1 protein-coding gene is annotated in these 1045 nt (G+C 43.4%); it reads right to left on the bottom strand.

What is annotated here, in order from left to right; all coding sequences use genetic code 11:
• Positions 1 to 1045 (bottom strand): RNA-guided endonuclease InsQ/TnpB family protein (locus DS031_RS23335; RefSeq protein ID WP_142675825.1); only part of this gene is annotated, 1045 nt, incomplete at both ends.

The raw sequence follows: 1045 nt of genomic DNA, 5'->3' as shown, positions 1-1045 counted from the left end.
GGATAATAAATCATTTTCCCATACAGATGTTTGGTGAGGATGTTCCTTGCGCCATGAAGATCACGGTGTTCCTTATACCCGCATGGACAATGATACATTCGATGGCTTCGTTTTTTGCGGTTTCCACAAACGGGGCACGTTTGGGACGTAAAATGCTCGTCAACTTTTTCAATTGTGATCCCTCTTGCTTTTAGTTTATAGACAAGAAGGGCATACAGCTTTCCAAAAGACCAATTGGACAGCTTTTGATTCATCTTTTTGCTTCTTTTCTTTTTCGTGTTTCGCTGCACCCCTTCTACATCGCCGATTACTACATGATTGACGTCATGTTGAAGACACCAGTCCACGAACTGTTTCGTTGTTTGATGAAGCGCGTCCTTTAGTTGTTCGTCACTTTTAGACAGCACATATTTTTTGGCGCGGTTGTATGTTCTCCATTGTCTGGATCCTTTTTTACAGCGGCTCATCAGCTTCTGAAGTTCTTTTAGCTTTTTATTTCGTAAACGATGGATGCTTCTTAGATAGCGGCCGGTGATCACGAGGCTGTCACCGTTTTCGGTTACACTGGCAATGGTGTGAATTTCTCCGGGGTCAATGCTTGCGGATCGTCCTTGTTGTTTAGGAGGTTCTTCCTCGGTGTGGGTCTCATACGAAAGACAAATCAACCACTTTCGATCAAAGACTATTTCGACTTCTTTCACGTTTCCTGGAGGGACTTTAGGAAGTTTAAGTGTTAGTCTCGGCTGACGTTTGCCATTCCATATTCCTAATGAAAGGGTGATTTTCTTCCCTTCAAGTGTAAATGATTCTCCGACCCATTTGGGGTTGAATACAAATTTATGCTTCCAAGGATAACGGACATTGGCTCCTGCTTTTCTGGCTTTTTGCGCACCTTCTCTTGCTTGAAGGAATTTATGAGCGACAGCTTGAATCGTTTGGCTGTGCAGGGGATATAGACCTTTTACTTCCTTTTGAAGATCGCTTTTGGTGATCCATCCACCGCCAAGCCGGTAATAATAACGGGCGATTTGAACACAATCATTCC

Source organism: Bacillus taeanensis (assembly GCF_003318295.1).
In the GTDB taxonomy this organism is placed as follows: domain Bacteria; phylum Bacillota; class Bacilli; order Bacillales; family UBA6769; genus Maribacillus; species Maribacillus taeanensis.
The sequence above is the reverse complement of the archived record's forward strand: the minus strand, read 5'-3'. Positions and strand labels throughout refer to the sequence as shown.